This is a genomic window from Paenibacillus sp. NPDC057934 (assembly GCF_042887565.1).
Lineage (GTDB): Bacteria > Bacillota > Bacilli > Paenibacillales > Paenibacillaceae > Paenibacillus_AQ.
In genome coordinates, this window is sequence record NZ_JBHVPB010000004.1 from 141395 (window position 1) to 167773 (window position 26379).

20 protein-coding genes are annotated in these 26379 nt (G+C 47.5%); 11 read left to right on the forward strand and 9 right to left on the reverse strand.

Going from position 1 to position 26379, the window contains the following annotated elements; genetic code table 11:
- Nucleotides 1–174: 174 nt before the first annotated feature.
- On the reverse strand, nucleotides 175–1926 hold the full coding sequence (locus ACFVRY_RS10595) for a sulfatase family protein (protein ID WP_387499954.1): 1752 nt from the start codon (nucleotides 1924–1926) through the stop codon (nucleotides 175–177).
- A gap of 212 nt (nucleotides 1927–2138) precedes the next feature.
- Nucleotides 2139–4217, reverse strand: a complete 2079-nt coding sequence (locus ACFVRY_RS10600; protein WP_387499956.1) for a serine hydrolase domain-containing protein — start codon at nucleotides 4215–4217, stop codon at nucleotides 2139–2141.
- A gap of 338 nt (nucleotides 4218–4555) precedes the next feature.
- Here ACFVRY_RS10600 and ACFVRY_RS10605 point away from each other — a divergent pair, with 338 nt between their 5' ends.
- From ACFVRY_RS10605 to ACFVRY_RS10635, 7 genes are all read left to right on the forward strand, one after another.
- Complete coding sequence (locus ACFVRY_RS10605) at nucleotides 4556–7342, forward strand: glycoside hydrolase family 3 C-terminal domain-containing protein (RefSeq protein ID WP_387499957.1); 2787 nt, start codon at nucleotides 4556–4558, stop codon at nucleotides 7340–7342.
- Nucleotides 7343–7405: 63 nt separating this feature from the next.
- Entirely contained in the window at nucleotides 7406–7594 is a 189-nt protein-coding gene (locus tag ACFVRY_RS10610) for a hypothetical protein (protein ID WP_066375425.1), read from the forward strand.
- Between the two features lie 480 nt (nucleotides 7595–8074).
- Nucleotides 8075–9088, forward strand: a complete 1014-nt coding sequence (locus ACFVRY_RS10615) for a LacI family DNA-binding transcriptional regulator (RefSeq protein WP_387499959.1) — start codon at nucleotides 8075–8077, stop codon at nucleotides 9086–9088.
- Nucleotides 9089–9251: 163 nt separating this feature from the next.
- Nucleotides 9252–10175, forward strand: coding sequence for an ABC transporter permease (locus ACFVRY_RS10620; protein ID WP_387499961.1), 924 nt, complete (start codon nucleotides 9252–9254; stop codon nucleotides 10173–10175).
- Between the two features lie 15 nt (nucleotides 10176–10190).
- Complete coding sequence (locus ACFVRY_RS10625; RefSeq protein ID WP_066375416.1) at nucleotides 10191–11075, forward strand: carbohydrate ABC transporter permease; 885 nt, start codon at nucleotides 10191–10193, stop codon at nucleotides 11073–11075.
- A 50-nt stretch (nucleotides 11076–11125) separates the two neighbouring features.
- Complete coding sequence (locus ACFVRY_RS10630; RefSeq protein ID WP_387499963.1) at nucleotides 11126–12757, forward strand: type 2 periplasmic-binding domain-containing protein; 1632 nt, start codon at nucleotides 11126–11128, stop codon at nucleotides 12755–12757.
- Nucleotides 12758–12829: 72 nt separating this feature from the next.
- Nucleotides 12830–14179 (forward strand): glycoside hydrolase family 30 protein, encoded by a 1350-nt coding sequence (locus ACFVRY_RS10635; RefSeq protein ID WP_387499965.1) that lies wholly within the window; start codon nucleotides 12830–12832, stop codon nucleotides 14177–14179.
- Nucleotides 14180–14398: 219 nt separating this feature from the next.
- On the opposite strand, the gene ACFVRY_RS10640 is transcribed toward ACFVRY_RS10635, so the two are convergent.
- Nucleotides 14399–14800: a hypothetical protein gene (locus ACFVRY_RS10640; RefSeq protein ID WP_387499967.1), complete on the reverse strand. Its 402-nt coding sequence runs from the start codon at nucleotides 14798–14800 to the stop codon at nucleotides 14399–14401.
- A gap of 160 nt (nucleotides 14801–14960) precedes the next feature.
- On the opposite strand from ACFVRY_RS10640, the gene ACFVRY_RS10645 reads away from it, so the two are divergent.
- From ACFVRY_RS10645 to ACFVRY_RS10655, 3 genes are all read left to right on the forward strand, one after another.
- Nucleotides 14961–15662, forward strand: coding sequence for a coiled-coil domain-containing protein (locus tag ACFVRY_RS10645; RefSeq protein ID WP_387499969.1), 702 nt, complete (start codon nucleotides 14961–14963; stop codon nucleotides 15660–15662).
- Between the two features lie 188 nt (nucleotides 15663–15850).
- Nucleotides 15851–16948, forward strand: a complete 1098-nt coding sequence (locus ACFVRY_RS10650; RefSeq protein WP_387499971.1) for a polysaccharide deacetylase family protein — start codon at nucleotides 15851–15853, stop codon at nucleotides 16946–16948.
- A 21-nt stretch (nucleotides 16949–16969) separates the two neighbouring features.
- Nucleotides 16970–18124, forward strand: coding sequence for an MFS transporter (locus ACFVRY_RS10655; protein ID WP_387499973.1), 1155 nt, complete (start codon nucleotides 16970–16972; stop codon nucleotides 18122–18124).
- Nucleotides 18125–18368: 244 nt separating this feature from the next.
- On the opposite strand, the gene ACFVRY_RS10660 is transcribed toward ACFVRY_RS10655, so the two are convergent.
- The 6 genes from ACFVRY_RS10660 to ACFVRY_RS10685 form a co-directional block, all read right to left on the reverse strand.
- Entirely contained in the window at nucleotides 18369–19700 is a 1332-nt protein-coding gene (locus ACFVRY_RS10660; RefSeq protein WP_387499975.1) for a 6-phospho-beta-glucosidase, read from the reverse strand.
- 5 nt (nucleotides 19701–19705) lie between these two features.
- The gene (locus tag ACFVRY_RS10665; protein ID WP_387499977.1) at nucleotides 19706–20701 is read right to left on the reverse strand and encodes an N-acetylglucosamine kinase; all 996 of its coding nucleotides are present in this window, start codon (nucleotides 20699–20701) and stop codon (nucleotides 19706–19708) included.
- A gap of 73 nt (nucleotides 20702–20774) precedes the next feature.
- Nucleotides 20775–21764, reverse strand: a complete 990-nt coding sequence (locus ACFVRY_RS10670; RefSeq protein ID WP_387499979.1) for a LacI family DNA-binding transcriptional regulator — start codon at nucleotides 21762–21764, stop codon at nucleotides 20775–20777.
- Nucleotides 21765–21897: 133 nt separating this feature from the next.
- Nucleotides 21898–23274, reverse strand: coding sequence for an ABC transporter substrate-binding protein (locus ACFVRY_RS10675; RefSeq protein WP_387499981.1), 1377 nt, complete (start codon nucleotides 23272–23274; stop codon nucleotides 21898–21900).
- 52 nt (nucleotides 23275–23326) lie between these two features.
- Entirely contained in the window at nucleotides 23327–24205 is an 879-nt protein-coding gene (locus tag ACFVRY_RS10680) for a carbohydrate ABC transporter permease (protein ID WP_387499983.1), read from the reverse strand.
- Complete coding sequence (locus ACFVRY_RS10685; protein ID WP_387499985.1) at nucleotides 24202–25095, reverse strand: carbohydrate ABC transporter permease; 894 nt, start codon at nucleotides 25093–25095, stop codon at nucleotides 24202–24204. Before ACFVRY_RS10685 ends, ACFVRY_RS10680 begins: the two co-directional genes overlap by 4 nt.
- A gap of 524 nt (nucleotides 25096–25619) precedes the next feature.
- Between ACFVRY_RS10685 and ACFVRY_RS10690 the strand changes: the two genes are divergently transcribed.
- The gene (locus tag ACFVRY_RS10690) at nucleotides 25620–26369 is read left to right on the forward strand and encodes a YdcF family protein (RefSeq protein ID WP_387500478.1); all 750 of its coding nucleotides are present in this window, start codon (nucleotides 25620–25622) and stop codon (nucleotides 26367–26369) included.
- Nucleotides 26370–26379 lie beyond the last annotated feature (10 nt).

The following is a 26379-nucleotide window of genomic DNA, read 5'->3' on the forward strand; positions in this document are numbered from 1 at the left end:
TTGAAAAATAATCGAACACACTTATCCGCTGGGAAGTTGTTTATAAAATACTTCATAGGCGGTACTTTGTAAACAAAAATGTTTATAAAGTTTAATGATTAACAAAAAAGTCTTCCCAAATGGGTCGCTTTGCTATTTCTATAAATCGCCTATGGCAGTGTCCATAGCCTTGATTCATATCGTAGGCTGGGAAGGGTAGAGACGTTTTCTTTTACGCTGTTCCTCCAATACAGACATCATGATTTTCTGGACCTCTTTAGTTTGTGTTGTGGCAAGTGTGGGATGGGCGAGATTGTTTGCTTCCAGAGGGTCTTCGGTTAAATTGTATAATTCATATTCATCAGGAACCGGCTCAGTTTTGGTTGAGATAACCCATTGTTCGACGTTGCTGTCCTCACCGGGTTGCACTGTGACGTCCTGAACCCCCGGCTGGCTCCAGAATTGACTATTATCAAAATAGCGGGAGAACTTCCAGATATGCCGTTGCTTCCCTTTATAAAGGGGTGTGATTACAGTCTCGATATGGTTAGGCTGAACAACCGATGCATAGGGGTGGCCCAATAGATTGACCTGATGCTGACCACGTGTAACATCATCGTCGGTCATGAAATAGAGCGTCTCATCGGCAGGGGAGATGTGATGATTCTCTAAAATTAGAGGTGTGAGGTTGCGGCCGACTAAAGGACGGGCTTCGCTAAATTTGCTCTGTAGATCTCTCTGAATGTCAGTCAGGTTCACATTCGCTAGTCCTAGCATGGTTGGCAGAAGGTCTAAATGACTGGTCAGCGTGTGGATATTTTTATGCTGCGGGAATAGATGCTTGTTATGAATAAGAAAAGGAACATGAAGAAATTCTTCATAGGCACTGTACCATTTCTGATGAAGATTACCGTGTGACCCCAGTAGATCCCCATGATCGGACGTGAAAATAACAATGGTATTGTCATAAAAAGACGAGTGAGTCAGCGCTTTGAATACTTTGAACATTTGCCGATCGGCATTTTTTTGCAGCTGATAATATAACTGGCGGTAGAACGGACCATTGCTAATGGGTTGCAAAGCCTTCGGGTACAGGTCTCTATAGCTAGCTTGACAGCGCGGTTTCGTGCTTAGTTGTTCGTTTAGCGTCGGAGGTGGGGGGACGTCCGGTATGTTGTCGATCTCAAATTTAAAATTAGGGAGTCTTGCAGAAATATCTCCGTAGAGCACAATGTCGTGCGGGTTCACAAAGGAAGAAACGATTAACCATGGAGAGGTGTCCTGGTTCTGACCGCAGTTTTGGTCTAACGCTTTGATCAGTTCAACGGTCTCTTCTGCGTAGACTACGTCTCTACCACTTAATCCAATAGCAGCGGAGGAGGCGGAGTTCCGGGGATTTTTGCCTACAGGATCAGGCCCGACCCAACTGAAAAAGCCAAAGTCGTCTAAGCGATTGGCATTCAGGTATAGCTCTGTCCGTCTCTGGTCTGGTACTCCGGTTAACGGATCATAGCTGGGCAGACTGTTGTGGGTACCGGGAGCAATAATATCCTCATTGGATATATGCCATTTTCCTTTATAATAAGTCTGATATCCGGCAGAACGGAAGTAATGTCCCATCGTGGGCACAGTGTTGCGATTCAACCAGAACATGTCGGAGTCAAAGGATTCTTTGGCAATACCAACCGTTTGGCTGACTCCATGCAGGGATGGGTATTGGCCTGTGAATAACGTAGCTCGGCTGGGGCAGCAGGCAGTGCTCCCGATATAATGCCTATGAAATTCTAAGCTATGAGCTTTAAGAAGTTCCTGTGTGATGAGATTCCGCTTACGCCATTCTTGGATTTCTTGACCCTCATAAACAGGAGGATAACGCTCCTCATCTACTAGGAACACAAGAAAATTAGGTTTCTTCATGTGCTGAGATGACACTGGGATATTATTCATGGGTTACACTCACCTTTGGTTAGGATTTGCATTTTACTTATATGCATACATCCTATGTGTGGCTTGTATCGAATATCCTCGATTGAAATAGAGATACAAGATAAACCCCAAAAGGGCCGCTGATCTGAGATGATCTGCGCCCTTTTTTTGCTGGTTAACTGAAATTAGTTCTACGAAAACTGTTACAGTGAAGCCTATGAGCTGGCTACAATCTACTTCCCGCTCTTCAACGAAATTTCAAACTTCGCACCGGCGTCACCGGCGAATACAATGGTGCCGTTCTTCGGTAGTACGACCGTATTTTTACCGCTAACTGCACTATCGTTCACGCAAATCCCTGATTCATCATATACGATAACTGCGCTGTTTGTAGGCAGCTTGACGGATAGAATTTTCCCTTTGGCAGTAGCAGGAATGGTGAACCATCTCGCAAGGCCGTCGGCTTGGATGGTGGCTGTGGATTGTTTACCGGCATAGAGCGGCTTTAAAATCTCTTCGCCAGCATACAAGTATCCGCCCGTTGTTTTAACATACTCAATGCCATCCTCGGTATAAAAGTTGAATTCCATGTTATCTCTTCCAGCTATAGTGGGAATTTGCAGTTGACTGATCGCTTTGTTTGCATCTACGATTTTATTATTAACGATATAGCCAGGAGCTTCTTTGCTCGTCACAATTGGAAAAGCAGGCAAACCCGAGAAGTAGGATAACGATGAGTATTTCTCGTTCATCATGTAATAGGTTTTGCCCTCACGTTTGTTCCATGCGGCAGCTACATCTTTGGATAATGGATTGGCCTCAAGTTGCTCGGCGGAGTATTCAGAGAATACGGTCTGCCCAAGCCCAGGTACCGTTGCATAGGTGCTGGACCACAAGTAAGTGCGCCCATTTTTCTCGACAACAAATTTGAACTTTTCCTTACCATCCTCACTCTTAAAAGAACCATCGGCAGTATACACATACTTTTGGCCAGGGTCGCCCGGGTATAGAAGCGAGGTCAGTACCATCTCACCAGATGGATGGATTGCTATCTTCTTCAATGAATTAGAGGCGCCATAAATGCCTGCATAACGGGACATCTCTTGCGGCATTTTTGTCTTCACAGGGAGGCCGTGCGACTTCTCTGCCATTCGTTCTTTAATTACACCCTTCGCTTGCAGTGCACTAAGCAGCAGTTCATTCGCGAGCAATTGATCCGTTGTGCTGGAGCCGCCGGATGAGGTCACAGCCGCAGCCAAATTATACTCTGGGAGCACGACCAACGATGAATGGAACAGAGTCGTATCTCCCCCTTTGGTCAGCGCCTGAATACCATAATTATTGAATGGGAAAAGATCTACGCTATCCCAGCCTAGCCCGTAGCCAAAGGTCGCATCGGTATTTTTCGGCCACATGCCTTTTTTATATTCTGCTTCGGCCATTGCCTTGACGGATTGGACAGACAGGATGCCTTCCACTTGACCCGTGAAAATCTGCGAGAATTTTACCAAATCCTCAGCCGTGGAGCGAATCCCTCCAGTTCCGATGACATTATAATTCTCTAAAGGGAGTGGCGTCTGAGAAGAATCAATGAAGGTCCCGGCCATTTTGGCTTTGTCTATTGGATCTATAGGCGTTTTCGTGTTCTTCATTTCTAGAGGCTCCGTAAAATTCTTGTGTATAAATGTGGTAAAGTCCAGCCCGCTAACGCTCTCCACGAGGATTTCAGCTAGTGTGTATCCGTCGTTAGAATAGACCGAGAATGCTCCCGGGTCCGCTTTTAAGCTTTGGGTAGCCAATTGTTCTAATAGATTATCGTGGGCATAGGTATCATTATCATTGAACAATAGCGCACGGTTAAAGGAAGAACCTTCAATACCGGCAGAATGATTTAGCAGCATACGCGGCGTAATCTGCCCGTAACGTACATCTTTCATTGTAAAATCAGGAATATATTTCGTAAGAGGTTGGTCCAGGTCTAGCTTGCCTTCATCGACTAGCTTCATAACAGCCGCGGCTACAAACATTTTGCTGGTTGATCCTATGCCATAGATCGTATCGGCGGTTAGCGGGACATTCTTCGCCAGTTGATTTTTGCCAGAATGTCCGGAAATGACAATATTCCCTTGGTCAATCAGCGCATATTGCAGACTTGTGGTACCGTAGGTATCGGTTAGTAGTGCAGCCTTCTCTGCAGTTAATTTCTGAGTAGATGCATAGTTAGGTTTATTGCTATCGGCCATCACACTCAGCGGAGTTAGCAGTGTTAGTGCGAGTGTCGTGCTTAATATTACAAATCTTTTTCCTCTCATGCTCATTACCCTCTCTCTGTTCATTTCTATATGCTTGTTCTTTGGTGTTGTGTCAGCATAATGGTGTGAGATGAATTCTACATAAACGTAACTTGAACAGAATCTTAACTGGAGCCCGAAGAACGGAGTTTCTTTGTGATGAAGCCGTATTATTTACAATTTGTGGTTCGTTAGAAACGTGGAGTTTCATTTATAGTTCACAAACAGCAGATTATAATTGAATATTGATTTTGTTTTTTGCCAGCGGGACTTGTATATTAGTATCATAGCCTCTATTCTTGAAAGAGCTTCATATTAGAGATATAGAGAATAGGAAATGACATTCAGGAGGAAAGAAATTGAGTACACAAAACGTGGGAATTCCATTGGAAGGTTTTGCTGAATTTAGCCGGACAGTAGCTGCAGAAGGCGCTGTTCTATTGAAAAATGATCATCAGGTGCTTCCGCTTCGCAGCGGCGACAATGTTGCTGTTTTTGGCAGAACCCAAGTAAATTACTATCGCAGTGGTACGGGTTCGGGCGGAAGTGTCCATGTTGCTTATACGACCAATTTACTGGCAGGCTTACGCAGTAAAAACGATTTTATTGTCAACGAAGAGCTAGCCGGAGTCTATGAGCGGTGGATTGAACAGAATCCATTCGATAACGGCGGCGGGGGCTGGGCAGCTGAGCCTTGGCACCAGAAGGAAATGCCTTTGACGGCTGAGCTTGTATCTTCGATCAGAAGTCAATCGAACAAAGCCATCGTGGTTATTGGACGTACGGCGGGTGAAGACCAGGATAACGCTGATGCTCCAGGTAGTTACCAACTAACAGCTGACGAAAAAGAAATGCTGAAGCAGGTCACTGCTCATTTTGAGAAGACCGTGGTTGTACTGAATGTATCGAATATCATTGATATGAGCTGGATGAACGATGAAAGCTATGTCCATCCGATTGCAGGTGCAATCTACTCTTGGCAGGGCGGGATGGAAGGCGGTAACGCTATTGCCGACGTACTGAGCGGAGAGGTAACACCGAGCGGTAAATTAACCGACACCATCGCTTATTCGATTAATGACTACCCGTCAACTAGCAACTATGGCAATGAGTTCAAGAACTTTTATCAAGAAGACATCTATGTGGGCTATCGTTATTTCGAGACATTTTGTCCGGATAAAGTTCAATATGAATTTGGATACGGGATCTCTTATACCAGCTTTAAAGTTGAGCCGGCGGCAGCTACGCTGACCAGCAAAAACGGTCAAGAGCATATTGAGATTAGCGTAGATGTAACGAATACAGGAGACACTTTTGCCGGAAAAGAAGTCGTACAGGTCTATTACGAAGCACCACAAGGAAAGCTGGGCCAACCGGTTAGAGTACTGTCTGCATTCGGAAAGACTAAAGTTCTTCAACCGGGAGAGTCTGAGACTCTATCCATTAGCGTCCCTGTTCATACCATGGCCTCCTACGATGATGCTGGAGTGACCGGACACGCTTCTGCTTATGTACTGGAAGCCGGAACGTACCACATTTATGTGGGAACCAGTGTTAAGAAGCTGGCGAAAGTAAGCGTGCAAGGACAAGATGGCTACGTAGTGGAAGAGCTACAAGTTGTGGAACAGCTGCAAGAGGCGATGGCTCCTACTGAAAGCTTCACCAGAATGCAACCGGGTGCACGTAAGGAAGACGGCTCGTATGATATACTCTATGTAGAGGTGCCTACACGCAACATTTCCATGGCGGAACGTATCGAGAAGAATCTTCCGGAAACCTTGGTGCAAACGGGGAATCAAGGCTACAAGCTAAGAGACGTGCTCGACAAGAAAGTCAGCATGGAGACCTTCATTGCCCAGCTCAGTGACGAGGATTTGGCTACCATCGTTAGAGGCGAAGGCATGAGCAGCCCACTGGTTACTCCGGGTACAGCTTCGGCGTTCGGTGGAGTTAGTGATCAGTTGTTTAATTACGGAATTCCGGTTGCTTGTACAGCTGATGGCCCTTCTGGTATTCGGATGGACAGCGGCCAAAAGGCGACTCAGGTTGCCATTGGTACCTTGCTTGCAGCTACTTGGAATGCTGAACTGGTAGAAGAGCTTTATGTCATGGAAGGTCAGGAATTGTTGAGAAATAATGTAGATGCTTTGCTCGGACCTGGTCTGAATATCCGCCGTAGCCCGCTGAATGGACGCAACTTCGAATATTTCTCTGAAGATCCGCTGATCTCCGGTGTGTTTGCTGCGGCATGCACTAGCGGGATTATGAAAGGCGGCTCTAATGCTACCCTGAAGCACTTTGCCTGCAACAACCAGGAGAAGCACCGCAGTAAGGTAGATGCGATCGTGTCTGAGCGCGCCCTGCGTGAGATTTATCTGAAAGGCTTCGAAATCGCGGTGAAGCAAGCCGGAGCCAATTCCATTATGACTTCCTACAATCCGGTTAACGGGCATTGGGCAGCATCCAACTATGATCTGAACACAACGATTCTTCGCGGTGAATGGGGCTTTAAAGGCATCGTGATGACAGACTGGTGGGCGATTATGAACGATGTTGTCCATGGTGGACCTGCGGATCGGAAGAACACGAACTGGATGGTTCGCGCTCAAAACGATCTGTACAAGGTAGTTCCTAACTATGGTGCCGAGATCAACGGCTGGGATGATAATACCATGGAGTCTCTGGAAAATGGTTCGGTTACCCGGGGAGAGCTTCAGCGCTCTGCCATGAACATTTGTGAGTTCATCATGCATGCACCGGTCTTCTCCAGAAAACATGAGATTAACGAAACCGTGGAAGCCTTTAAGGCTAATCCAGCGCTTTCTCTGGAACAGGTACACGTTCTGTCGAGCAATGCAGAGGTTAAACCTGCTGTATCCGGCCCGACCTTTATCCAAGTGGATACGGCGGCGCAATATCGGATTATTGTTCACATTATGTCACCAGAATCCGAGTTGGCACAAAGCGCTTGTAATGTGACCTTGAACGACCAGCCTATGACGACTATTCAAACAAATGGTACAGAAGGCAAATGGATCAAGCAGAAGCTTGTGAAGATTGAACTGGAAGCCGGTCTGTATGAATTGCAATTGGACTTCGTGAAGCCAGGTCTGCAGATCGACTGGATCGAATTCAAGCAAGTATAGTTACAAAGTACAGAAGCAGTGGAAGTATTGGTTTGTCAAAAATAGGTCGGGAGTGTTGCAGGGATGAGAGGATATAACATCTGGCGTCCGATCATGCTGATCTTGGTCGCACTGGTTACGAGAAGTCTGGTCACTAATCTGGGCGTCATGTTTGGGATGTCGCAAAATTCTGCAAGTAGCGTCGCTGTCATTGTCATGTTGATTGTGGCGCTCACGATGTACAACCGAATGATGAAGAACCGTCGTAGATAAAAGAAAGCCAGCCTTTGGCTGTATGTGGAATAGTAGAGAGTGTCTGGCAAGGCACTCTCCGATTGTTGAGAAACCCAGGTGATGTATCTTGGGTTTCTCTTTATGTCCGTCCAAGCGATTTTGAAAGGATATAGATTGAACTGGGGAATTTAACATATGGGGAGCGGAATGGAGGGGAATTTTGGAACTGTAGGAGCGGTAGCGACCGCCTAAAAGCTTTCCGAAGGAAAGCTCGCAACGGAAGCATAAGCTCTCCGGATTTTATCCGCTAATAGCGGCATAATCCCAAGAAATCCGGAGACAACAGCGGCCGGAAGTCCAAACATTCTCCGCAATGACAACTTTAACCCATGTAAAAATCCTAAGTTCAGTCTATATCCTCGGAATCGACAAATTTTTTAGAAAAGAGGATTGTAATGAAAACGGTTTTATGTTAATTTATATTTATATTATAAAAACGTTTTTAGCGAGGGATGCCTTATGGGCAAGATAACCATTAAAGACGTAGCACGAGAAGCAGGCGTCTCTATATCAACAGTGTCTAACGCGCTTAATGATGTGGATGTTCTCAATCCTGAAACCAAATTACATGTGTTGCAGGTCGCTCAGCGGTTGAATTATGTCCCGAATCTGAACGGCAAGCTATTGAAGTCTGGAAAGACGCAAATGCTGGGCTTTTTCACCACAAGTGTATCAGGTCCCTATTTCTACAAACTGGTGGAGTCCATGGCCAGGGAGTGCGACCATATGGGGTACGGGTTAAATGTCTTTGTTACCAAAGACAAGCAGGTCATCATGAACAATATCATGGGTCGTCGTGTAGACGGTGTCATTATCTATGAAGAGTTTAAGATTGATGATAATGATATCGCTATTATGGAGAAGGATCGGATCAAGGCCGTGTTTCTGGATCGGGAGATTCAGAGGGAAAACATGGGCAGCGTGATCTTCGACTCTTTTGTGGCTGGATACGAAACAACCAAATATTTGATCAGCCTGGGCCATAAGAAAATTGCTTATATCTCCGGTGTCGACACGATGTTTGACAGTGTACAGCGGAAGGAAGGCTACCTAGCTGCACTTCGTGAGTATCAGCTTCCGGTAAAAGAAGAATATATTTTGCAAGGGTTTTTCGAAGAAGAAGGTACATATAACGTTGTGAAATCGTTCATACGTTCGAGCTCAGATATCTTGCCAGATGCGTTCCTTGCTGGTAATGATGTAAGCGCCATCGGTTGTATGCAAGCTTTGAAAGCACACGGTTATGATGTCCCTAATGATATTAGTGTCGTAGGATTTGATGATATCGACATTGCGCAATATTTCTCGCCGCCGCTCACGACCGTTCGTAACCAGATTGCTAGGCAAGGCATTCTCGCCATTGACCATTTGGTTCGGATGATTAAGAAGAAGGAGCAGGGCAGTATTCAGAAGCTTCATGGAGAACTGGTAGTAAGAGGTTCGAGCCAGGTAAAGCTCAATCGAAGAGAATAAAAGCAAGATAGCTTGAATGTTTTCTTCGTTTTTTAAAAATGTATAGAACAAGGGGGATTGTGCTCTCAATAATAAAAACGTTTTTATAAAGAGATTAAGGTCAGAGGAGAGAGAAGGAACCATGGCTAAACCAATAGTAATGCCATCATCCGGAAAGAGACCTATGGGAGAGAGAATACAAGAATTTTTTGCAGGTTTCTGGAGACAACGGGAACTGCAAACCATGGTCCTGCCGGGTATTATTTTCATGATTATCTTTTGTTATATTCCCATTTACGGACTGACCATTGCCTTTAAGAACTACACGGTCATCGATACATTGAGTTCAGCGCCTTGGGTGGGATTTGATAACTTCAAAATCATTTGGTCTGACAAATATTTCTGGGACGCGGTCGTGAATACACTGGGCATCAGCTTCCTGAAGCTGGGGATCGGATTTGTGATTCCAATTATACTGGCAATCATGATCTATGAAGTCAGCTTGACCCGATTCAAGAAATTCGTACAAACGATCTCGTATATGCCACACTTTCTGTCATGGATCGTGCTGGGCGGGATGTTGATTAACTGGTTCTCTACTACAGGGCTCTTTAATCAGATTCTACTGGATTTGGGTCTGATTTCGAAACCATCTAACATTTTGCTGGACCCAAGTAAATATTGGTGGATCGCCACCCTCTCTGATATTTGGAAAGAGGCGGGCTGGGGAACGATCCTGTATCTGGCTATTATGTCTAAAATTGACCCAACGTTCTATGAAGCAGCCAAGATTGACGGGGCAGGTCGTCTTCGTCAAATTTGGAACATTACCCTTCCCAACATGAAGCCTATCATCAGCTTGAATCTGATCCTTACTGTAAGCGGTTTGTTTGGCTCCAATCTGGACCAGACGCTGGTGCTGATGAACACGCAGAACCGTGAAAAGGCCGAAGTCATTAACTCTTACGTGTATCGTATGGGGATGACACAGGGAGACTTCTCCTATGCAACGGCTGTAGGTCTCGGCGTATCCATCGTTTCTGTCATCTTGCTGGTGATTGCCAATAAAGTAACCACCAAGCTGAATGATAACCAATCCGTTTTATAAGAGGAGGCATTTTCCATGAATCGAAAGGCGATAAAGGGAGATCTGGACAGTCGGATCTTTAATGCCTTCAATATTGCAGTGCTTGTAATTGTTTCACTGGTCATTATGATCCCGTTATGGAATGTTATTATCTCCTCGCTCAGCTCTGGCAGAGCGCTGGCAGAGGGCGGTTTTATTTTCTGGAGTAAAGAGTTCTCGCTTGAGAATTATCGTGCTGTGTTTCGGGACAGCAGCATTTGGCAGGCGTTCTTTATCTCTGTATCCAAAACAACGCTCGGTGTAATCACCCACGTCTTCTTTTGCGCAATGGTCGGTTACGCTCTTAGCAAGAAGCATCTTCGTGGCCGTAAGTTGTATGTCGTTATGGGTGTTATTACGATGTTCTTCTCTGGCGGTATGATTCCTACGTACTTGCTGATCAAATCTTTGGGTCTATTGAACAGCTTCTGGGTGTACATTATCCCGGCGCTCTTCAGTTACTACGATGTTGTCATTCTCATGAACTTCTTCCGGAATGTACCGGACGCTCTTGAAGAATCCGCCAAAATTGACGGTGCGGGTGAATGGCGGGTGTTCCTGAAGATCTTTATTCCACTGTCCATGCCGGCTATGGCGACCATCGCCTTGTTTAACGGAGTGGGGCAATGGAACGACTTCATGACAACAAAGTTATATATCACTGACCAAGCCTTGTATCCGCTACAGATGAAGCTGTATGAGGTTATCGTGCAGTCTCAGACACAGTCCATGCAGAATATTGGCTCAGTCATGATTGAAACCACCACCAAAGGGGTTCAACTCGCGACCATTGTCATCACCACCCTGCCGATTGTGCTTATGTATCCATTGCTGCAGAGATACTTTATCTCCGGTATGATGCTCGGCGCTGTTAAAGAGTAAGCTTTCTAGCTAGCAAGACATGTGTATTTACCAAAATGGAGGTTACTAACATGAAGAGATTTGCAAAAGGAATCAAACTCAGTTCGGCTCTCCTTGCCGTTGCACTGACCGTTAGCGCGTGTGGTGGTTCAGGTGGATCAAACACGGCGAGCAGCGAATTGCCAGCACTTGGTGATCGCTATACGCCAAATGCGGATACCCCTGCATGGCAGTTGGATACAAAAAAAGAGACAACTGACCTGACCTGGTATGTGAATGCAGATTGGTGGAATACCGATTTTGGCAAGGATTTGGTGACGAAGAAGATTAAAGAAGACTTGAACATCAACATTAAATTCATTACGGGTGACGATACGAAGCTGAATACCTTCTTTGCCGGAGGAGATATGCCGGACGTGATTACCGTATTCGATTCTAACTCAGCGATAGCGCAGAAGGCATCTACTTGGGCTTGGCCTTTGAACGATCTGGCTGAGCAATATGATCCTTACTTCAATAAAGTAGCTGCTCAAGATACGATCAATTGGTTCCAGCAAAAAGACGGAAAAACTTACGGATATCCAGACTATTCCAACACACAGGCTGATTATGACAGCGGCCAGATTCCTGCCAAACAAGCCTTCATTATCCGCAAGGATGTGTATGAGGCCATCGGCAAACCTAGCATGAAGACACCGGAAGAATTTATCACAGCTATGAATAAAATCAAAGTCCAGTTCCCTTCCTTGACTCCGTTTGGCTTCAACGCTATCGGTACTGGTTCCGGCTCCTTGGGCGATGGATTCCAGGATTACCTGGGCGTACCGCTCGAAGACAAGGATGGCAAGTTCTACAACCGTAATCTGGATGAAAGTTATTTGGCTTGGCTGAAAACGCTTAATGCTATCTATCGTGATGGTGATATTAGTGACGACAGCTTCGCAGACGACGGTACTGCTTTTGATGAGAAAGTGAAATCCGGTAAATACGCAGCTATATACGTAGATGGTACACCACAACAAGGTGGTAACCTGCAAGTCTTCATGAGTGCGAACCCGGGTAAAGAGTACATCGCTATTGATGGACCGGAGAGCACCTTTGGCAACAAGCCGATCCTTAATCAGACCGGTATTACCGGCTGGATGATCAGCTACATCACCAAAAAGGCTAAAGATCCAGCGAAAGCAATGCAAATCTTCACCTACCTGCTTAGTGATGAAGGCCAAATGCTGATGAACTTCGGGATCGAAGGCGAAACTTACAAGAAGAATGCTGAAGGTAAGGTAGAATTCCTGCCAGCAATCAAAGATCTTCAGGAAAACAACGCAGATAAGTATAAAAAAGAGTACCGGATCGGCGAGTTCATCTTCTTTGGACATGACCGTTACAAAGCTCTTAGCGATGATTCCTTCCCTGAATCCATCCGTCAGATGCAAGAGTGGGGTAAAGGCAAGCTGACACCACACTTCATTCTGGAAAATATCAATCCAGATCCAGGTACACCAGAAGCACGTTCTTTGACAGCGATCGACACGACTTGGTATTCCACAATGGTCAGCCTGATCCGCTCGAAGAGCGATGATGATTTCAACAAAACGCTGGACGCTTACAAGAAAGTCCTTGACGATAACAATTGGTCTAAAATTGTAGAGATTCGCAGCGAGAAAATGCAGAAGAACAAAGAAAAGCTTGGCATGAAATAATCAGGATATAACAAAAGGTGCCCCTCTTAAGGGGCCCTTTTCATAACTTGAAGGGTTGGAGGGATACGGAAAATGACTGAACTTATCATTTATGAGTCCAAAGGAGAAGGCAATCTGTTCGTTGAACGGACCGTGGAGGCCTTGACTCCGGTTACAGCGGGAGCGGGTCAGACGGAGATTAACCTGGATGTGAACCAAACCTATCAGGAGATGGACGGCTTTGGTGCCTCCTTCACCGATTCATCCGCCTATCTGATTCACCAAGTGCTGAGTGCGGAGCAGCGGTCAGAAGCGATGACTCGTTTGTTCGATGCCCAGAAAGGGATCGGCCTCTCCGTTCTGAGAAACCCGATGGGTGCATCAGATTATGCCAGAATGTTCTATAGCTATGACGACAGGCCAGAAGGTGAGACCGACCCATCACTGGAGCATTTCACCATTGCTCATGATGAAGAGGATGTCATTCCGCTGGTGAAGGAGGCCTTGAAGCTGAATCCAGCCATCAAGCTGTTCGCCTCGCCATGGAGTGCGCCTGCATGGATGAAGACCAGTGGCTCTATGAAGACCGGTGAACTGAAGCAAGAGTTCTACTCTTCATATGCGGATTATTTTGTGCGTTTTATTCAAGCGTATAAGAATAAAGGTCTTCATATTTACGCGGTAACCCCGCAGAACGAACCTTTATATGAGCCGGCTCACTATCCGAGCATGCTGATGCTGCCGGAGGCACAGGCTGATTTCGTTAAGAATCACCTGAAGCCGAGCTTTATCAAGGGTGGTTTGGACACTAAAATTCTTTGTTACGATCATAACTGGGACCGTCCGGATTACCCGCTGACTGTAATGGAGCAAGCTAAGGATAGTGTGGACGGTGTGGCCTGGCACTGGTATGGTGGTAAGCCAGCGGCGCAGAGTGACGTTTTCGAGGCTTTTGCGGGTAAAGAAGTACATTTCAGCGAAGGCTCCGGTGGAGAGTGGATTCCTCCATTTGAAGAGGCGTTCTCCAACGTGATGCGGACGGGAATTGAAATTCTCCGCAATCACAGTAAGTCCTTCATCCTGTGGAACATGGCGCTCGATGAGAAGAACGGTCCGACGGTACCGGGCTTTGGCAACAGCACCTGCCGCGGCATCCTGCTGATTAACCAGCAGACCGGGGAACTGGAATACACTTTGGACTACTATGCGCTGGCACATTTCAGTAAAGTCATCCGACCAGGGGCGCTGCGAATCGGCTCAAGCGCAAGTAGCGAGCATATTCGTTCCGTAGCGTTTACCAATACGGACAACTCTGTTGCCATCGTGCTGTTTAATGATAGTGACGAAGCGGAGAATGTTATTGTAAAGCTGCAGGGACAAGAAATTCTGACTTGCAATTTGGCAGGCAAAAGCGCGGTTTCTATTCTTGTGCCTCATCAATAATCATCTAAACGACTAGTTTTGGCCGTATAACTCAGTTGAACAGAAATGCCCTCGGGACCGCAGGCACAGCGGGGACGGGGGCATTTTTTTGAAATAGTCTAGTTTGGTTGGTTTGATATATATCAAAATCAATTCAACGTACACTTTTTAAGTGCATTAAAAAAGCATCGTAATAACCCTTCTTAGGTTAATCCGATGCTTTCTAGAGTGATTTTGTAGTTAACCCATTAACCCCTTCAGTTCACCAATGAAAGGCCGGATCGTTTTGATCATATTGTAGCCCATCTTCATCACCGGCATCGTTTTTTGCATCATACCCATGAGACTGCCTAATCCGCCAAATCCGCCGAATCCACCACCACCGGTCCCACCGCCGCCAGTTCCTCCGAAGCCAAATAGTGAGCCTAATAAAGGCATGAACCCGGAAACATTAGCTTTACGCGAACGAGAGTGAGCCTTCTTTTTGGATTTTTTGCTTCGGTTTGGTCTGGAGAGGATTAAGGCTTCCTTTTCAAGTCCTGTGATCCACCCCACATAAGACCGACCATCGTGCAGCGTTATACAGACCGGCTTGCCCTTCAGTTGTGTAGCCCGCTTGCGCATCTTTACCGAACTACCCATTCGTCATCACCTCATTATTCTTTTTACTATATATTACTCAGGTTTTGAGCCACTGCTTGTGCGAAGTCACTATCTTTCCAGGCGGTTGCATTAACTCTATCTTTGACCAGTCCCTGCGGTTTATAATAGATGGGTTAATCAACCAAAAATGGGGTGCATCATGAAAGTGAAAAAGATGAGTATGTTAATGAGTGCGATTGTCCTTGCTGTGTCGCTCACCGGATGTTCTAGCAACAATACTAACGCTGCAGGAGAAGAGGCGGAGCAGTTGAAAACCCAGATTGCGAAGCTCCAAGAGAAGAACAAGCAATTAACAGAAGAGAACAACAAATTAAAGGAGACCGCGACTGCAGTGGCCACCACTTCAGAAGAAGAGACTGTGAAAGCCCAGCCGGATAACGCAACTCCTGCGGAGGAAGAAGCGAAGGTCATTGTAAAAGGACAACCGTTAGTGCTGGACGGAATGGCGGAATACACGGTCACGAAGACTTCATTTACAAAGAAAATCGTTCCTTCCAAACCGGGTACGTTCTATACATACTACGAGGCCAAAGAGCCTGATACGACTTATCTGGCTATTACGCTGAAAGTGAAGAATCTGGGTGGTTCAGGCAAAGGTGCGGATACGTTCGCCGATATCACTGTCAAATACGATAACCAGTATGAGTACAGAACCTCCTCGACGATTGAAAATAAGGGAGGGGAAGATTTTACCTACACTAACATTACGAGTGTCGAGCCGTTAAAATATGGAACGCTGGTGTTCTTCGCCACAGTGCCTACGGAAGTGCAGACTAGTGATAAACCACTCTATGCCGACATTAATATTGAAGGTCAGTCATACAGATACACAATACGCTAATCAGTTGTACCGAGCAAAAGTGAACTGATGCATGCACTCAAAAGTCCATAGAAGACAATATCAAGATGCCTGGGAAAACTTAATGTTCCCGGCATCTTTTTGTCGTGAAAAGGGCCCACTAATACATGGAAAAGACCCCCATCCTCCACTATAATAAATGTATATAATCATAGAAATGAGGCGGCAATATGTCAGCTAAGGCGGTTTGGAGTGGAGATGCCAATCAGGCGATTTGTGCATTTACGTTCGACGATGGACCTTCCCGGCTTCCACTTGAATTGTGGCTGGGTGTTCTGGAGGAAGAGGGCGTTGTAGGCACCTTTTTCTTCACAGGAGAATGGATGGATCGCCACCCGGACAAGGCGAGGGAGATTCTATCCAGAGGACATGTGCTCGCTCCCCATACCTACCATCACCGGCGGATGGTTCAAGTTCCGAAACCAGTGTTTCTGGAGCAGTTAAAACTGACTGAGCTGGCATATCAGGATGCAACCGGTCTGGCGTGTCCCAGCTTCATGCGTTTTCCGTATTGTTCGTTCCGCGAAGAGAATCTGGATTGGTTAGCCGAATGGGGCGGGTATCTGGATATTGAAGGCGTGGATTCAGGGGATTGGGCAGGGATTTCTGCAGAGGAGATCGTGGCGCGGGTCGAGCCGGAGCTGAAGAATGGCACAATTGTAGTCATGCATAGCAATGATATCGCGATAGGCTCACCAGAGGGGCTGAGACAGCTTATCCGCATTGCCAAGCAAAAGGGGCTACAGGCCGTAGGTATTCCTGAAATTCTGGACTCCATTGGTGCCCAGACTGAGTATAGACCTTGGAAAATCACTGTGCAGGTTCCGGCTGAGCTGGATCATCCGGTGGAAAAGTGGATATCGCTTCAGAACGATAAGCAGCTTGCTGATCTGGCTACCCAAACGATCCAGTGGAATGCTCCGCAGTACACCCTTCAATTCTCCTCGGAGAGTGAGTGGCTGGAACACCTGAAGACGCAGCTACAGGAGTTTGGTGTGACAGAGGACAGAGAGATGTTCACTCTCAGAGAGTTCGATGGCAGCTATTGGGGATATCTGCGTGCTGGAGCCCGTGGTAGTACGTTGGTGTTACTAGACTTCGCGGCTAAGGAGGCTCAGGCTGATACACTGGTGTATGTGCTTCGCTGGGCAGCGGAAAAGGCGATGTCCCTCGGATTAACCCATATTGAAGCCAGACAGGATCTTCGCAAGATACACGAGATGTGCAGACAGCTCGGCTGGGCAGCAGAAATCGAAGAGGATCGTTAAGAAAGAGGAGCAGTGTCATTCGTGAGGACATTATCAAGCTATTATTTTTTATATTACCTAGCTATGTCTGTTCTGATGCCATATACAAGTCTGTATTTCAGTGAGAGAGGCTTCAGCTTCACTGCCGTAGGTTTGATTCTGTCCTTATGGGCACTGGTCAGTGTGGTTGCTCAGCCGGTCATGGGGCTCATTAACGACCGTTTGGGCAATCCCAAACAAATCATGCTGATCTCTTCGATCTTGGCTGCGGTGCTGGGCTTTGGCTTTAACTTGATGGAAGGATTGGCTGGGATCATTATCCTATCTTTGTTCTTTGCTTGGTTTCAATCCTCTGTTGGACCAGTAGGCGATGCGCTCTCTGTGGAAATTGCCAGTCGTGATGGTTTTTCCTTCGGGAATGTGCGGTTGTTCGGGGCATTGAGCTATGCAATTGGTACATTCACTACAGGGATTCTGTATGAGCGATTTGGTTACAGTCATATTTTTGTCTATTATCTAGTTATCAGCATGTTCGTTTGCGTGACGATTCTGTTTCTCCCCACAACGAAAGTGACCCGCAGCAGAAAGATGACGCTCTTCGGGCAAATGGGTGAGGTTGTCCGCAATAAACCGTTTATGATATTTGTAGTCACCAGTACGTTAATGATGATGTCCGCTTCTATTAATTTGAACTTTCTACCACTGTACTTCAAGGAAATGGGCTTCAATAAAAGCTGGATCGGCAGCGCCTTTGCCATCGCCGCTATTATTGAGGTGCCGATGTTCTGGGTAGCCACCCGGCTCAGCAAGGCTATCGGAAGATACCCGCTACTGTGTCTGGCCGCTGCGATCTATGGCAGCCAATACCTGGCCATGTTCCTATTCTCTAATGTATCGCTTACGCTTGCGGTTCAACTGTTGAACGGTGTTGCCTTTGCTTTTGCCGCAGGGACAGCTGTGGAAGTGGTTCAGAGCTATGCTACAGAAGGGACCAAAGCGACATTGCAGACGGTTTATGCAGCGGTGACCTGGGGTCTCGGTGGCATTGTCGGAAATGCTGTCGGGGGAGTCGTCACGGATCACCTGGGCGCGAAGTTCCTATATCTGATCCTCTTCTGCCTGTGCGTAGCAGCCTCAGTGTTGTTCATCGTGAACAGGCATCATCAGCCGTCGATTAACCAAGAGCTTGCCGGGTAGGAGAGTAGCTGGGTAACGAAGAACGGTGGATATTAGCTTAGAAATAGCAAAGATTCATCCCGGAAGACCGGCTCCCTAATAAGGGGGTGCGGTCTTTTTTTTAACCCTATTTTTCGCATGAAAAAACCACTGCCCGTAACGACAGAACATTCTGCGTACGGGACAGTGGTTTGAATAAGGGGATCTAGCCCTCCTCTATAGTGCAAAGAAGCCCCGACTTTAAACCGTAATCATTATTTATAGATTATTGTGCAGCAGGTGCAGTTTCTTTGGTGAAAAAGTTTGGCAGGTACTCTTTGTTCGCTTCCAGCATCTCGTCTAGCATCTGGATCGCGACTTCCACGGACGGAACCAGTGGATGATGGGCCAGTGCCTGAATCGCTAGCTCGCGGCTGCCGGTTACAGCGGCTTCAATCGCCAGCTGTTCGTAGGTTTTGACTGCATGAATGAGTCCTTTGGCCATAGGTGGAACAGTAGTCAGTGGGAGTGGCAATGGGCCATTCTTCGTAACGACACAGTTCACTTCAATGCTGGCATCATCCGGTAGGAAATCCAAAATACCGTTGTTGGCAACATTCAGCGTCTGGATATCATTCGCACCGTTATATAACGAGCGCATCAGGTTGACAGCAGCCTCGGAATAAAAAGCACCGCCGCGTTGTTCCAACTGCTTCGGTTTTTCTTTTAGCTCCACGTTGCTATAGATTTCGAACAGCTCTTCTTCCACACGCTTAACCACCTCAGCGCGGTTGCCGCCTTTCTTGAAAGATTCCAGCTGTTCTTCCAGCATAGCATCGGTCATATAGAAGTACTTTAGGTAGTAGGAAGGCAAAGCGTGAAGGGAGTGCAGGAATTCCGGATTCCATTCCCGGGCAGGTACGTTCTTGGCGCCATAGGCAGTTGTATCGGCCAGCATTTCATCAAGTTTGCTCTCGCCCTCAACATCAATACGGGTGATCCAGTGTAGGTGGTTGAGACCCACAAATTCGGCGTATACCCGATCAGGGGCTACGCTGTATTTGGAGGAGACTTGCTTGATCAGGCCGATAGGAGCGTTGCATAGGCCGATGCTTTTGACGTTGGAGTATTTCAGGACAGCTTCCGTGACCATTCCTGCAGGATTGGTGAAGTTGAGCAGCCATGCGTTCGGAGCCAATTCTTCAATATCGCGGCAGACGTCAAGAATCACAGGAATCGTGCGCAGGGCTTTCATCATGCCTCCGGGACCGGTAGTCTCCTGGCCAATAACACCATATTTGAGCGGGATGGATTCATCGCGGGCACGGGCATCCAGCATGCCGACACGCATCTGCGTGCTGACAAAGTCAGCGCCTGCGATGGCCTCACGGCGATCTGTCGTCAAATGGACTTCGATTGGGAGTCCGGATTCTGCAACCATCCGCTTCGCTAAATTGCCGACAATGTTCAGTTTGCGCAGTCCGGGCTCAATATCCACCAGCCATAGCTCACGAATAGGCAGTTCCTTATGATGAAGAATGAATCCTTCTACGAGTTCCGGTGTGTACGAAGAGCCTCCGCCGATGACGGCGATTTTCAGTCCTTGATTAGCTGTCACAATAATCACTCCTGTCGGGTAGTTTGTTTAATGGATTCGAATTCCTGAAAACCCTTCATCTTGTCATAGACTTCACTACGGATTGTCATCCCATCACTTTCCATGGCTGACCATACCGCACCAACCACGGGTTCGGTGGTTAGGGTAACCACGGTTGCTTGTGGAGCGGCAATGGCTACGGCCTGTTCGATGGGGCTACGAATCCAGCCCCGGTCTCCCCGCGTCAGCAGGCTTCCGGCCAGCACGACATCGAAGACGTCCTTCTCCATGCCTAGCCTATGGATGACAGCGGCAGCAGACTTGCCCAGCTCCACACCTTGCCGGTGCAGAATCTCCAGAGCAACAGCATCGCCCTCAGCTGCAGCCGCGAACAGTAGGCGGGCAGCATCTGTGGGCACGTATTTCCCATGGTCCAGAAAATCATTGAACATGTGCTCCACAGTCTTATACCCCAGCAATTTTAGCAGCGGGGCAGTTAGGAGAGTGGGTTGTTCCCGCCCGTCCCAAGCCCGGATGACCGAACGAAAAACTTCAATGTTGAGCGAGCCGCCTCCGCCAAAATCACCATACATATAGTCGAAGCCACCGCATTGATAATGCTGTCCTTGTAGATTTCGGCCAGCCGAATTGGTGCCTGTGCCACAGATTAGAGAGACGCCATATGGACGGTTAGTGCCTGCCCGTAGCCCGATCATGGTGTCACAGTTGATGGTGTATCTAGTAAAACCGATATCGCGGATGATTGGGTGCAAAATCTCATAATCGGCATCACGGTCAGCACCTGCCAATCCCAGATAGGTGTGTTGAATGTCGTCCAAGCTGAGTCCGGCATCCTCCAAAGCGCCGAACGTGGCTTCACGAATACTGCTAGCTGCGCGGGCCGCATCTACCTGATGATTGCCGTTGCCACTCTTGCCTTTCCCCAGCACATTGCCCTGTTCATCACTGAGCAGGGCGTAGGTTTTGGTTCCTCCCCCATCGAGTCCCAAGTAGTAAGTCAATGGCCTTCACTCCTAAGTGAATATATATTATAGAAAACAAAAGATTGCAGCCGGCCTGCAAATGGATACCCGTCTAGATGGAAACTGTAGATTCACGGATGATCAACTCCGGATCAATCCGTATGCCGGACCCGCGCTTCATCTTGCCAGAGATGCGCCGCAGCAGCATATCCGCTGCCGCCTGCGCGATTCTGTCCGCAGGCTGCCGGAGGGTCGACAGATGCGGACGAAGCTGTGAGGCAATGTAATGGTCATCATAGCCGACAACGGAGACCTGCTCCGGTACGGATATCCCCGCCTCCATAAGGGCGTTGATCACCCCGAGGGCGATATTATCATCGCCGGTGAATACGGCGGTGGGGAGTTGTCCTTCGCTTAACCAGCGTTTACAGGTGTCATAGCCGAATTCTATTTCGAAATCACCCTGTACGATTTCGAATGGGGTGATCCCCTTTTCCTGCAGCGCCAGTACGAACCCGTTGCGCCGCTCACGCGTACTGCGGAACATCTCATGTCCGCATAAGTGCGCGATAGAGGAATGCCCGAGCTCCAACAGATGACTTGCTGCCGTGTAGCCACCTTTGAAATTGTCGATCGTGATCGAATAGGTGTCGTTCTCCGGCTCTTGGTTATCAATCAGTACATAAGGTATGCCGCGCCGCTTCAGTTGCATGATATAGTTCTCTTCCCCGATCGGCGAGAGCAGGATCATACCGTCTACCCGGTCTTCCTGAATGAGATAGTGGTCTTCATCCGATTCAATGCCTCTGGAGATCGCGATTGCCAGGAAATAACCATGTAGTGCGAGCACTTCATTCAGTTCTTTGACAATGGCGTCAAAGAATGAGTCGTCCAGGGTGGTTACTACGAGGCCTATAATCCCCGTTTTTCCGCTAGCCAGGCTGCGTGCGGCCGCATTGGGCCGATAATCCAGTTCCTTAATCGCATCCAGCACTTTCTGCCGATTCTTCTCGCGTACCGATTCAGCACCGTTCAACACCCGTGATACCGTCACGACAGACAGACCGGATTTTTTGGCTACATCAAATATGCTCACTTTCATGTCTTGTGCTCCTTGCAGCAGATTTTCCGAATGTATTGTCTACCATTAGTATACAGGCTGGAGAGTCGGTCCGCTAAACAATAAGATTCCAAGCAAGGATATCGTCCCCTCCGGGACGGTATACCGACTATTATTATCGTTTGATGATCTCGGTCACTTTTTTCTGAATAGTGCTCATGACTTCTTCAAGCGTCTTATGTCCGGTCTCTACGGGCTGCATTTCATTGATGAACATGTCATTGATTTGCGAGTAGTGGGTGACCAGATGGTTGTAGGATTCATAACCGTATTTCACGGCCCCTTCGTACACCTTCTTCACATCTTCAGGATCAATGCCGTCAAAATGCTTGTAGTAGGCTTCCGCCGCTTCCGTGTTGACCGGCGGGTTGCCGCCGCTCAGGTCGATGGATTTCTCCTGAATTTCGGTGCTCACTAAGAACTTGATCCATTCGAAAGCTTCCTTCGGATGCTTGGAATCCTTCAGAATCAGCAGCGGGTCAACAAACAGGGTACTGCGTACCTTGTCATTGCCGCCCCATGGCACAGCGGATACGCCGACTTTGAACGGAAAGTCGTTGGCGCCAGCAAGGTTCCACGAACCGCCGACAGACATGCCGATTTTGCCTGCTACGAACGGATCGCCATTCTGTCCGGCCACACTTTTGCTCCATTCAGAGGTCGGGGAGACCTTATCCTTGAACACGAGATCGAACAGCTTTTGATAGGCTGCAATGACTTTCAGCGAGTCAAAATGAGTCTCAGAGGGAACGCCGCCATTGGTCCAGGTATCCTCAGAATAAGGCTCTGCTCCAAAGTAGAGCGGCCGCATATCGCGTTCAGACCAGGTGAAGTCTACGCCGTACTGTGTTTTGGAAATGTCGCTGGAGACGACGGTCATCTTCTTGGCGTCCTCGACCATTTTGTCGAACGTCCAGCTCTTGTCCTCGTAGTCGCTTGGCGGATATTCCAGCTTCGCTGCGTCGAACATGTCCTTGTTGTATAGCATCAGGGTTACATACATATTCACCGGAATGCCGTAGGTCCGGTCTTTGACTTTGTAGATCTTCATCAGGTTGTCAGGGATGTGATAATCATCAGCATTGAAGCCTTCTTCTTGAATCAGATCCGTCAGATCTAGCAGCATGCCTTTATTGTAGTATTCAGCAAACCCGCCGTAACCGTAGTGGCTTGTAACGTCTGGCGACTTGCCACCGGCAATCAGCGTTTGCAGCTTGCTGTCAAACTGCTCATAAGGCGCTTTTTCCACTTTCACCTTAATGTTCGGATGCTCTTTCTCGAAGTCGGGGATCAATTTCTCAACAAAGGTGCGGTCCTCTGAATCAATCGTATAGTACGTAATCGTCACGGGATCGCTCTTGCCACCAGAGCCTTTATCTGATCCAGATGCTACATTTCCTGCCGATTTGCCGCCGCTACAACCTGATAATGTCGTGAGGAGCAGCAAGCTTGCCGTGAGTAGAGATACTACGTTTTTCCTGTTCTTCTTCATGAGCTAATCCCTCCAGGATTCAGTGTATGATTCCGCCAGGATAGGCGGTTTATTACTTAATGCCTGTAAGTACAATCCCTTCCACAAACTGCTTCTGTGCTACTGCAAACAGTGTCACGATTGGGACCATTGCGAGCACGGAGGCTACCATCAACAGATGCCAAGGCGGAATACGGAACCGCGATGAGGTCAGGGAGGCCATACCGACGGGAAGTGTGAATTTCTCTGATGAGCTTAAATAAAGTACAGGTGTGAGCAGATCATTCCAGCTATAAATGAAGGCGAAGATCGCAACGGTTGCCAGTGCTGGTGCAGAGAGTGGAAGGGCAATCTGGCGCCACATTCGCAGCTCTCCGCAGCCGTCAATCCGCCCAGCATCGAACATTTCCTCCGGGAGCGTAGTGAAGAACTGGCGAAGCAGGAAAATGTTATATGCCGAGCCGAAGAATGCAGGAACGATCAGCGGCAGGAAGGTGTCGATCCAGTTCATTTTGGAAAATAGGATAAACTGCGGGATCATGATTGCCGGATAAGGGAGCATCATCGTGCTGAGCAGCATCATGAACCAGAACTGATTGCCCTTTCCTCTGAATCTGGCGAATCCGTAAGCTACCAGCGCCGAGGAGATCAGGGTGCCGATGACACTAAGGACGCCGATAATGAGACTGTTCTTGTACAGGGTTCCGAATTGTAGGGTATCAAAAATCTCCGTATAGTTGCTCCATTGCCAGCTCTTTGGCAGGAAGGTAGGTGGAAACTTCAGCATCTCCTTCTTGGATTTGAGCGAAGTGGAGACCATGAAGAACAGCGGAAGCAACATCAGGAATGTTGTGATGACCAAAGTAAGGAAGCTGATAATCTTGACCGGACCAACCTTGCGGCGTGGACGTGAACCCGATGAACGGGGCGTAATGCTAGGGATGGTACTCATTTGCGTACGCCTCCTTCATAGTGAACATAACGGTTGGACAGCTTCATAATTAGGGCTGTGCACAGCATGACTACGATCAGCAGCACCCATGCCAGGGCGGAAGAGTAACCTGCACGATATTCTTTAAAGGCGCTGGTGTAGAGGTTATAAACGTAGAACCAGGTGGAGTAGTTCGGCCCGCCCTGAGTCATGACAAAGGCTTGGGTGAATACCTGGAAGGAATCAATCAGGCCCATAATCAATTGGAAGAGCAATACGGGTGAGATCATTGGCAGTGTGATGTGTCGGAAAATTCGAAGGCGTCCCGCGCCATCCAGCTTTGCGGCTTCGATGAGACTTGACGGTACGCCTTGCAGTCCTGCAAGGAAGAGGATCATCCCAGAACCTGCGGTCCAGAAGGACATAATAATCAGTGCGTACAGTGCGGTGTCGGGATTCATTAGCCAGGACGGACCTTGGATGCCGAACCAGGAAAGAATGTAGTTGAACAATCCGATCTGCGGGTTGAAGATCCAGTACCACAGGAGGGACATCGCTACACCGGATACCATGCTGGGGAAATACATGGCTGTTCGAAAGAAGCCGCGGAGCGGAATGGTTTGATGAAGCAGTAGTGCGAAACCGAGGGAGAGCAGCAGTTGAATCGGTACGCCAACGAAAGTGTATCTAAGCGTGACAACTACTGATTTCCAAAAGAGTTCATTGTGAAACATTTCCTTGTAATTGGCGAGACCGACGAACACAGGCGGGTGAATAATGTCATAATCAGTAAAGCTGTAGTAAAACGATGACAGGATAGGATACAGAGCAAAAACAAAGAAGCCGATTAGCCAAGGTGAGATAAACAAATACATAAAGAATGTCTGCCGCCGGCTCTCGCTATTGATCATGATCACACCAACCTTTCTGATTTAAAAGTATAAGCGCTTTAACTTTAGTGCGTGAATTGTTTTTAAAAATCAAATTTTAGAGGGTTTGTTCATACAAAAGTTAAAGTGCTTTAACTTTTAATTCCTCTGATGTCATTATCATAGAGGATTGAATCGAAATAATCAATACCTTTTTTCAATAATAAAGCGCTACCAGTTATATTATATGACATATAATCTGATCTATTTTTATTATCAATGCAAGAACAGACAGTATTTTTGAATTTTGTGTAAAGTAATATTACATTATTAACTCTTATTTTGATTTTACCAATAAAGTTAGCTGCTGTAATGATGGCGTTTGCAAAAAGGTGTGGCAGGTTTTGTGCGGTGAGGAAATCGAGAAAAATTTCGAATAACCTGAAAAACCCTTTTTCAAGGGATGAAAAGGTGTGTGAAGTGAGAGGGGGTCCGGTTATAATTATCCTGTGGACAAGGGGCCATAGTTCAAACCGGATCTGGTCCGGTTAGGAGGTGCAATCGGTCTGATTTATGTAATTAAATTTATCTATAGTTTCGTACTTCCGCCGGGATTGTTCGTACTGCTGCTCCTGGTGCCAATTATTTGGCTGTGGAAGCGTGAGCGAAGGGCGTCAGTATTCCTGCTCATCGTTACTATGTTATTCTATTTATCCTCTACGTCACTTGTCAGCGATCTATTCATACGCGGACTGGAGCGGCAATATGAGCAGCCGCAGGCTGTGCAGGGAGATGTTATCGTTGTGCTTGGCGGTGGGGCCACGCTTACAACACCTGACTTGAATGGCAAGGGCAATATGCTGGGTTCAGCGGCGAACCGACTGCTGACTGCCGTACGGCTTCATAGAACCACCGGCTTGCCAATTCTGTTCTCTGGCGGCCAGGTCTTTGCCGATAGCGGCAATGAAGCGAATATTGCAAGACGGCAGCTGCTCGGACTTGGGGTAGCGGAGAGCGACATCCTTATCGAGAACCGCTCACTGAATACTAAGCAGAATGCGGTTAATACTGAGCTCATTCTGAAGGAACGCAGGTTTCAGCACCCGGTGCTTGTGACCTCTGCATTCCACATGCCACGGGCAGTGGTGGAGTTTGGTCAGGCCGGGCTCTCGGTGCAGCCTTTTCCAACCGATTATGTATCGGATAGCAAGTTCGCTTTTTATCCGGCCAAGCTATCCCCGAATGCCGGCGCGGTTAGCACTACAGGGCTGGCGTTGAAAGAATACTTGGGTCTTTTCGTAGCCAAGATTCGTTGAGTTATATAAG